This is a genomic window from Enterobacter sp. MGH 4, assembly GCF_000534735.1.
Classification (GTDB): Bacteria; Pseudomonadota; Gammaproteobacteria; order Enterobacterales; family Enterobacteriaceae; genus Enterobacter; species Enterobacter intestinihominis.
The window spans coordinates 9231-17295 of sequence record NZ_KI973300.1; the positions used below are offsets into that span (position 1 = coordinate 9231).

The window sequence follows — 8065 nt, forward strand, 5'->3', positions numbered from 1 at the left end:
CTGTTTCCCATAGTCCGGGCCGTCCGCGGAGTTGACCTGTTTCCCACAGTCCGGGCCGTCCGCGGAGTTGACTTGTTTCCCACACTCCCGGCCATCCGTGAAGTTGACCTGTTTCCCATAGTCCGGGCCGTCCGTGAAGTTGACCTGTTTCCCATAGTCCGGGCCGTCCGCGAAGTTGACCTGTTTCCCATAGTCCTGAGCGTCCATAAAGTTGACCTGTTTCCCACAGAGGATGGAAAACTCTTCTTGTGCTGAGCGTAAGAGCTATCTGCCGGAACGGTTCCTCTTCGCTTCCTCGCCAGTTCGCTCGCTACGCTCGGTTACATGGCTGCGGCGAGCGCTGATACCTTTCTCTATACCCTTTTGTACGACTTGTTGTGTGATGGTCATAAGTGCGTCTGCGTGTTGCGGCACTGTGATTGAGTGGCACGCCCGTCGAACTTCTCCCCCCTCCTGTTGAGAGCGAAATCAAAACAATATGATTTTTTGCTTGAAACATGACTCTTTTTGTTCAAAATGACAAAAAACGTCATGAGGTGATAAATGAACAATATTGAGCAGTTACGGAAAGTTGCTACACGTGCAGGTAAGCTTCTGACATCTTTGAGCGAGAGTATCCGCCAGCAAAAAGAGGAATTGAAGCTTACCGAGTTCTATCAGGAATACAGCAAAGCCGCTCTGTATAAGCTGCCTAAGCTCAGTAAAGGCAGTGTTGAGTATGCTGTGGCCGAAATGGAAGCCGGTGGCTACATTTTCAAAAAGAAACCTTCTGGTAATACGATGAAATACGCGATGACGATTCAGAATGTCATCGATCTGTATAACCACCGTAAAGTACCCAAGTACAGGGATCGCTTTGATAAAGCCTTTACGATTTTTGTATGTAATCTTAAAGGTGGTGGTTCCAAGACAGTTTCTACCGCTTCATTATCACATGCTTTTCGAGCTCATCCTCAGCTTCTGTTCGAAGACCTACGTATTCTGGCCATCGATTTCGATCCGCAGGCATCTCTGACAATGTTCCTGAGCCATGAAAATTCAGTGGGCCTGGTTGAAAATACGGCTGCTCAGGCCATGCTCCAGAACGTGTCTCGTGAAGAATTACTTTCCGATTTTATAGTACCGTCTATTATCCCTGGTGTTGATGTAATCCCCGCTTCCATTGACGATGCATTCCTTGCTGAAGGCTGGAAGGGATTGTGTGAAGAACATCTTCCAGGGAAAAATATTCATGCTGTGCTTAAAGATAACATTATCGATAAGCTCCAGCATGACTACGACTTTATTTTCCTTGATAGTGGTCCTCACCTTGATGCGTTCCTGAAAAACTGTATTGGGGCGGCAGACCTGATGTTGACCCCTCTTCCACCGGCTACGGTTGATTTTCATTCTTCCCTGAAGTTTGTGGCCAGCCTCCCTGCCCTCATAGATTCCATTGAAATGGATGGGCACACCTGCAATCTCATCGGTAATGTCGGCTTCATGTCCAAGATCCTGAACAAGTCTGATCACAAAATTTGCCATAGTCAGGCCAAAGAGGTTTTCGGTGCCGATATGCTAGACATGGTTCTGCCGAGACTGGATGGTTTCGAACGCTGTGGGGAGACTTTTGACACAGTTATTTCAGCAAATCCAGCAACCTATGATGGAAGTACAGAGGCACTAAAAAGCGCAAAATCAGCAGCGGAAGACTTTGCGAAGGCAGTCTTTGATCGCATCGAGTTCATTCGTACTAACGGAGGTATGTGATGTCGAATGAGAAAAGAAAAACCATCGGCAGACAGTTAAATACCCAGGCGTCAATTGCGGAAATGACGGACACCGGTAGAAGCCAGGTATTTACCTTAAAAACCGGCAGGAAGGTAACGTTCAGGTTTGTTCGGGTGCCTGCATCTGAAGTTGAAAGTAAGACCTTCGTAAACCAGGAAAACAACGGAAGAGATCAACTGGCACTGACCAGGGAGTCCCTGAAATCCATTATCCAGACGATTAAGTTTCAGCAGTTCTTTCCCTGTATTGGTATTAAGCAAAGTGAAAGGATTGAGATACTGGATGGTTCAAGACGGCGAGCCTCAGCAATTTTTGTCCGTACAGGCCTTGATGTAATGGTTACCGAAGAGCATTTATCAGCTGATGAAGCTCGCCAACTGGCTAAAGATATCCAGACAGCTAAAGAACATAATCTTCGGGAGATTGGCCTGAGATTGATCGCTCTTAAAGAGTCCGGATTTAATCAAAAGGAAATTGCTGAACTGGAGGGGTTATCTCAAGCTAAAGTTACCAGGGCGCTGCAGGCGGCGGCCGTACCGCAAGACTTGATTTCTCTGTTCCCGGTTCAGTCGGAGCTATCGTTTAGTGACTATAAACTTCTTTTAGAAGTTAATGAAAAACTCAGTGAAAAGGGATTAACGCCTGAAGAACTCATTCAGTCTGTATCAGCTCAGCTCGATGCAATTTTGAGTGAAGGCGAGCGACCAGAAGACGAACAGAAAGCCAGTATACTGAAGCTGATTTCTCAGGCATCTCAGGCATTGATAGATCCATCTCCCAAGGAAAAGTCAGTGGTTTCCCCACTCTGGTCTTTTGAAGAAAAGGACAAGTTCGCGCGTAAGCGTGTGAAAGGGCGTACGCTGACTTATGAGTTTAGCCGTATGTCAAAAGTGATTCAGGATGAACTGGACAAGGCTATCAACGAGGTCCTTGACAGAAATTTGAGTCAATAATTTCGCCATGGCGATTTCACATCTAACTTATTGTAATTAGGCAGTTTAGGCTGAGAATTTCAAGGTGAAATCGCCAAAGTTTTACGCCAGTTTCGCTGCAGGAATATCTGACCATCGTGTCGTATAAGCAGGAGAAAGCATCTCCCGTTTCATTTGCCATTCCGGGGCAATACCCCGCCCCGCAAACCATACTTTACCCAGCCCTGAGTTGTTGATCCCGTCCAGAACCTTCATCAGCTCAGCACTGTAAGGGCGTGGCGGGCGTTCGTCGAACAGCTGCAGCTGCGAAACGCCGGAGCCGGTGAAGTCATTCAGCATAACTCCGGCTTTGGCATACCGGTGTCCATCCCTCCAGATACGCTCCAGAGCCGTTGTGGCGGCTGCAATGATGTCCCTGGTGTCCTGAGTGGGTGTAAGAAGTTTTTCCGTAGCCACGTTGCCGTAGTAAGGTTCTTTAACGGCGAACGGAGACGTTTTGATGAAAACGGAAATATGCCGGCAATACTGGTGCTCTTTACGCAGCTTTTCAGAGGCCCGCTCTGCGTGCTGACAGATAGCCTGACGGAGTGACTCGTACTCCGTGATCTTCACGCCAAAACTGCGGCTGCAGACAATTTGCTGTTTCGTCGGAGGGGCTTCCTCAAGCGAAAGGCAGCTTTCCCCGTTCAGTTCACGTACCGTTCGCTCAAGGACCACAGAAAAATTTTTGCGGATGAAGGCCGGGTTCGTCAGGGCGAGATCGAGCGCGGTCTTAATGCCCAGCACATTCAGCTTGCGTGCAATACGGTTACCCACCCCCCAGATTTCTTTAACCGGCTGTAGTGAAAGCAGTTTCCGCGTTCTCTGCGGATTTCCCCTGGTCAGAGCAAGTACGCCACGAAGCTGTTTCCACTCTTTTGAGGCCCACTGGGCTGATTTTGCAAGGGTCTTCGTTGGTCCGGCGCCCACGCCAATGGTCAGGTGGGTACAGTCATACACGTGCTGACGCAGCTGCCGGCCGAAGTCCTCAAGCTCCATACAGTGCTCCACGCCGGTCAAATCGAGGAACATCTCATCAATTGAATACTGTTCCACTCTGGGGGCCAGTTCCTCCAGGCAGTTCATCACGCGCGCCGACATCGAGGCGTAAAGTTCATAGTTACTTGAAAACGAATATATTTTTTCCGGGTACCTTTCGTTTTTTATCTGAAACCACGGAGTTCCCATTTTGATCCAGGGCTTCGCCTCGGCACTGCGAGCGATTACGTTCCCGTCGTTGTTGCTCAGGACGACTATCGGCTTTCCTTTCAAATCCGGTCGGAAAACACGTTCACAGCTGGCATAGAAGCTGTTCACATCGGCCAGGGCAAACATCAGTACATCTCCCTCGGGCGGTGGATGATATGCGTGACGACGCCAAAGATATCCAGCTCGTCGGGGTCAGGATAAATCGGCGACCAGGAGGCATTCATGGGCTGCAGCGTCAGTCGAGGCGTCAGCAGAAGCCGTTTAACCGTAAACTCCCCCTGTACGCTGGCGACAACGATATCGCCGTGCCGCGGCTTTTCAGCACTGTCCACAACCAGCAGATCGCCATTGTACAGACTACCGTCCGCCATGCTGTCTCCGCTGGCACGCAGGTAGTACGTCGCGCTCGGATGCCGTATGCAGTAATCATGGAGATCCAGATCGGACTCGACATAGTCAGCGGCAGGGCTGGGAAAACCGCAGCTGGCCAGATCGGCAAACAATGGATGGGCCTGTGGCGGGTGTTCTTTCCCGGTGCTGAAAAGCTGTAGCTTCATCTTTCCTCCTGATACTCTAATTTTACTGGTTATGCATACAGTGTGCGCCGGGAGACCGGTAGAGATCAAGGGGTGAAAGTCCCCGACCATTGAAGGACCAGCAATCCACAAGGTCCCCGAGTCATGCGTTGCATACCGCGAGGTATGGGGCGAAGCGTTGACAGGGGTGTTGACAGGCCAGCCATTGAGCCACGAAATGTATATTAAATTACCGGGTGCCGACGTTGTACTGTTAACGGAAGGCAAAATCATAGGGTGCGATACTGCGAGTGCCACATGGACCCGGCGGGGTCTGAGACCCTGGCATGTCAATACGATCTCTACGCGGGAACCGGGAGATCTCCCCTCTGACCATCTGCCAGTGTCGGAGATGGCCCGCACCGGGAAGACGAGGAGTCATAGCCGGTGATGTACGGAGAGGAGAAGTCGGACTCGCTCATAGTAGCGGCGAAGCAGGCGAACAACCCGAAAGGAGCGGAGTCAGTGGAGCGAAGGAGCGGGGCCAAGGGGAACGCGGAACAGCCACACATGCGCCGGACACAGAGCCGGGAAAGCATGTCACAGAGGCTGTCACGCGTGCGGGAAGCTGCGAAGCAGCGGAAGAAAGAACGGTTTACAGCATTGTTCCACCTGCTGACAGTCGAAGCACTGGAAGCCGCATTCCTCTCCCTGAGCAGGAAAGCGGCCGCCGGAGTGGATGGCATCAGGTGGATGGACTACGCCGGAAACATGAAGAACAACATAACAGATCTGCACCGGAGGCTACATCAGGGCAGCTACAGGGCGCAGCCCGGCAGGCGTCACTACATCCCAAAAGCGGATGGAAAACAACGCCCGCTCGGCATCGCCTCGCTGGAGGACAAGATCGTCCAGTATGCGCTGGTGAAAATCCTGAACGCAGTCTATGAAAACGACTTTATGGGGTTCTCATACGGGTTCAGACCCGGGCGAAGCCAGCACGATGCACTGGACGCACTGGCCACAGGGCTGGTACGCACTAACGTAAACTGGGTACTGGATGCCGACATCAGTCAGTTCTTCGACAGGGTGAGCCACGAATGGCTGATCAGGTTCACAGAGCATCGGATCGGCGACCGGAGGGTAATCAGGCTCATACGTAAGTGGCTCACAGCCGGGACGTCGGAGGAGGGTCAATGGCGAGCAACGGAGGAAGGCACCCCACAGGGTGCGGTCATCTCACCGCTGCTGGCAAACATATACCTCCACTACGTCTTCGATCTGTGGGCGCATCAGTGGCGACGTCTCTATGCCACAGGCAATGTGGTAATGGTCAGATACGCCGATGACATCGTCATCGGGTTCGACAAACGATACGATGCCCGGCGCTTCCGTATAGCCATGCAGCGCAGACTGAGGGAGTTCGGACTCACGGTTCACCCGGAGAAAACCCGTCTGATGGAGTTCGGCCGCTTCGCTGCCGAAAACCGTGCCATCAGGGGAAAAGGCAAACCAGAAACGTTCAACTTCCTCGGGTTCACGCACATCAGCGGGAAAGATCGCAACGGCAGGTTCATGCTGATACGAAAGACCCGCCGGGATCGGATGACGGCAACTCTGAAAGCCATCAAAGACGGTCTGCGAAGGCGCTGGCATTACTCAATCCCCGAACAGGGAAAATGGCTCAGGAGAGTGGTTCAGGGATACCTGAACTATCACTCGGTACCGGGCAACTTCCCCACCATGCAGAAGTTCAGGACACACGTAACAAACCTCTGGCGCCGGGCGCTCAGGCGCAGGAGCCAGAAGGATGATACGACCTGGACAAAAGCAAACAAACTGGCAGCCGCATGGCTACCAAGGGTTCGGGTTCTTCATCCATGGCCTGTGGAGCGGTTCACCGCCAGACACCCGAGGCAGGAGCCCGGTGCGTAAATCGCGCACGCCGGGATCTGTGCGGGGGGGTATCCGGTAACGGGTATCCCTACCGCGACATATTTAACAGCGTGACGATAATCCAGATCGCCTGCCGGGTAATGGTGCCAACTTACTGATTTAGTGTACGATGGTGTTTTTGAGGTGCTCCCGTGGCTTCCATCTCCATCAGTTGTCCCTCCTGCTCAGCTACTGAAGGCGTGGTGCGTAACGGTAAAAGTACTGCCGGACATCAGCGCTATCTCTGCTCTCACTGCCGTAAAACATGGCAGCTACAGTTCACTTACACCGCCTCTCAGCCCGGTACACACCAGAAAATTATTGATATGGCCATGAATGGCGTCGGATGTCGCGCCAGTGCACGCATTATGGGCGTTGGCCTCAACACGATTTTACGACACTTAAAAAACTCAGGCCGCAGTCGGTAAACTCACGCATACAACCGGGCAGTTATGTGATTGTCTGCTCTGAAATGGACGAACAGTGGGGTTACGTCGGCGCTAAATCACGCCAGCGCTGGCTGTTTTACGCGTATGACAGGATACGGAGGACGGTTGTGGCGCACGTCTTCGGTGAACGCACTCTGGCCACACTGGAGTACTGTCGGCCTTAGAGGTCGTGGTATGGATGACGGATGGCTGGCCGCTTTATGAATCCCGCCTGAAGGGAGAACTGCACGTTATCAGCAAGCGATATACGCAGCGCATTGAGCGGCATAACCTGAATCTGAGACAACATCTGGCAAGGCTGGGACGGAAGTCACTGTCGTTCTCAAAATCGGTGGCGCTGCATGACAAGGTCATCGGGCATTATCTGAACATAAAACACTATCAGTAAGTTGGAGTCATTACCGGCCTACAGTATTGGGAAGCTTTTGGATGCCGCGTCAGCGGCATGGAGGCGCCAGATGAGGTTACATGTGTCTGTGGAGTCAAATGGCGCCGAAAGCCCGGCGTAGCCGGTTGCCGGGCTATAAATTCTGCCACCCTACCCCCTGCCCTGATTAGCCTTAACTCGCGAACAGCAATGAAGAAGTCAAAGTAATCCCTTTTAACCCCGGTGAGCGGGCTTTACGGCGTTTACGACGTAAAGGGCGTGATTTCCGGGGCCTTAGCGGCGGCAGCTTGCTGCTGACGCTTAGGGGGATGTTCATCAACTATTTCAGCGACACCAGGGAACTTCACACGGTAGCTGCAAAGCCCTAATCCCGCTCACCGCCACGCAGCTGCCGCACGTCCCCCACGGGGGTGCGCAGTGGGCGCCGTACTGCGCGTAACCGGCCGCACGCGGCCGGTTACGGGGGACACTCCGCCATACGACCAGCGACCCGCTGAGCTGCACAATCCACGGATAACACAAGCTACATACATGTCGATATGGGAATCCGCCCACCTTACCGGGCGCCGGTGCCGTGTGGGAATCCGCCCACCTTGCCGTGCGCCGCTGCCGCGTGGGAATCGGCCCACCTTGCCGCGCGCCGGTGCTGTGTGGGAATCAGCCCACCTTACCGGGCGCCGGTGCTGTGTGGGAATCAGCCCACCTTGCCGGGCGCCGCTGCCGCGTGGGAATCGGCCCACCTTGCCGCGCGCCGCTGCAGCGTGGGAATCGGCCCACCTTGCCGCGCGCCGGTGCCGTGTGGGAATCAGCCCACCTTACCGGGCGCCG

5 protein-coding genes and 3 pseudogenes are annotated in these 8065 nt (G+C 53.2%); 4 read left to right on the forward strand and 4 right to left on the reverse strand.

From position 1 onward, the window contains the following. Positions 1-207, reverse strand: a pseudogene (locus L350_RS24575) (hypothetical protein); the annotation flags it as partial. Positions 208-338: 131 nt separating this feature from the next. Beyond that, positions 339-414 (reverse strand): annotated as a pseudogene (locus tag L350_RS24790) (hypothetical protein); the annotation flags it as partial. Positions 415-543: 129 nt separating this feature from the next. On the opposite strand from L350_RS24790, the gene L350_RS00360 reads away from it, so the two are divergent. Both L350_RS00360 and L350_RS00355 read left to right on the forward strand, forming a co-directional pair. Next, the gene (locus L350_RS00360; protein ID WP_006797591.1) at positions 544-1749 is read left to right on the forward strand and encodes an AAA family ATPase; all 1206 of its coding nucleotides are present in this window, start codon (positions 544-546) and stop codon (positions 1747-1749) included. Further along, a complete protein-coding gene (locus tag L350_RS00355) occupies positions 1749-2723 on the forward strand; it encodes a ParB family protein (RefSeq protein WP_000064119.1) in 975 nt (324 codons plus the stop codon). Before L350_RS00360 ends, L350_RS00355 begins: the two co-directional genes overlap by 1 nt. A gap of 81 nt (positions 2724-2804) precedes the next feature. Here L350_RS00355 and L350_RS00350 read toward each other — a convergent pair whose 3' ends face one another. Together L350_RS00350 and umuD are read right to left on the reverse strand one after the other, a co-directional pair. Beyond that, positions 2805-4076 carry a Y-family DNA polymerase gene (locus tag L350_RS00350; RefSeq protein WP_032627083.1) on the reverse strand — a complete coding sequence of 424 codons (1272 nt, stop codon included), beginning with the start codon at positions 4074-4076 and terminating at the stop codon, positions 2805-2807. After that, a complete protein-coding gene (gene umuD, locus L350_RS00345; RefSeq protein WP_006796638.1) occupies positions 4076-4507 on the reverse strand; it encodes a translesion error-prone DNA polymerase V autoproteolytic subunit in 432 nt (143 codons plus the stop codon). Before umuD ends, L350_RS00350 begins: the two co-directional genes overlap by 1 nt. A gap of 405 nt (positions 4508-4912) precedes the next feature. Here umuD and ltrA point away from each other — a divergent pair, with 405 nt between their 5' ends. Beyond that, positions 4913-6400: a group II intron reverse transcriptase/maturase gene (gene ltrA / locus L350_RS00340; RefSeq protein WP_024195822.1), complete on the forward strand. Its 1488-nt coding sequence runs from the start codon at positions 4913-4915 to the stop codon at positions 6398-6400. 152 nt (positions 6401-6552) lie between these two features. Then, a pseudogene (locus tag L350_RS23740) lies at positions 6553-7237 on the forward strand (IS1 family transposase). The last annotated feature ends 828 nt before the right edge of the window (positions 7238-8065 follow it).

Excerpts from the sequence above, each read along its gene's own strand:
- L350_RS00360 (WP_006797591.1), top strand. The coding sequence starts at position 544 with ATGAACAATATTGAGCAGTTACGGAAAGTTGCTACACGTGCAGGTAAG.
- L350_RS00355 (WP_000064119.1), top strand. The coding sequence starts at position 1,749 with ATGTCGAATGAGAAAAGAAAAACCATCGGCAGACAGTTAAATACCCAG.
- L350_RS00350 (WP_032627083.1), bottom strand. The coding sequence starts at position 4,076 with ATGTTTGCCCTGGCCGATGTGAACAGCTTCTATGCCAGCTGTGAACGT.
- umuD (WP_006796638.1), bottom strand. The coding sequence starts at position 4,507 with ATGAAGCTACAGCTTTTCAGCACCGGGAAAGAACACCCGCCACAGGCC.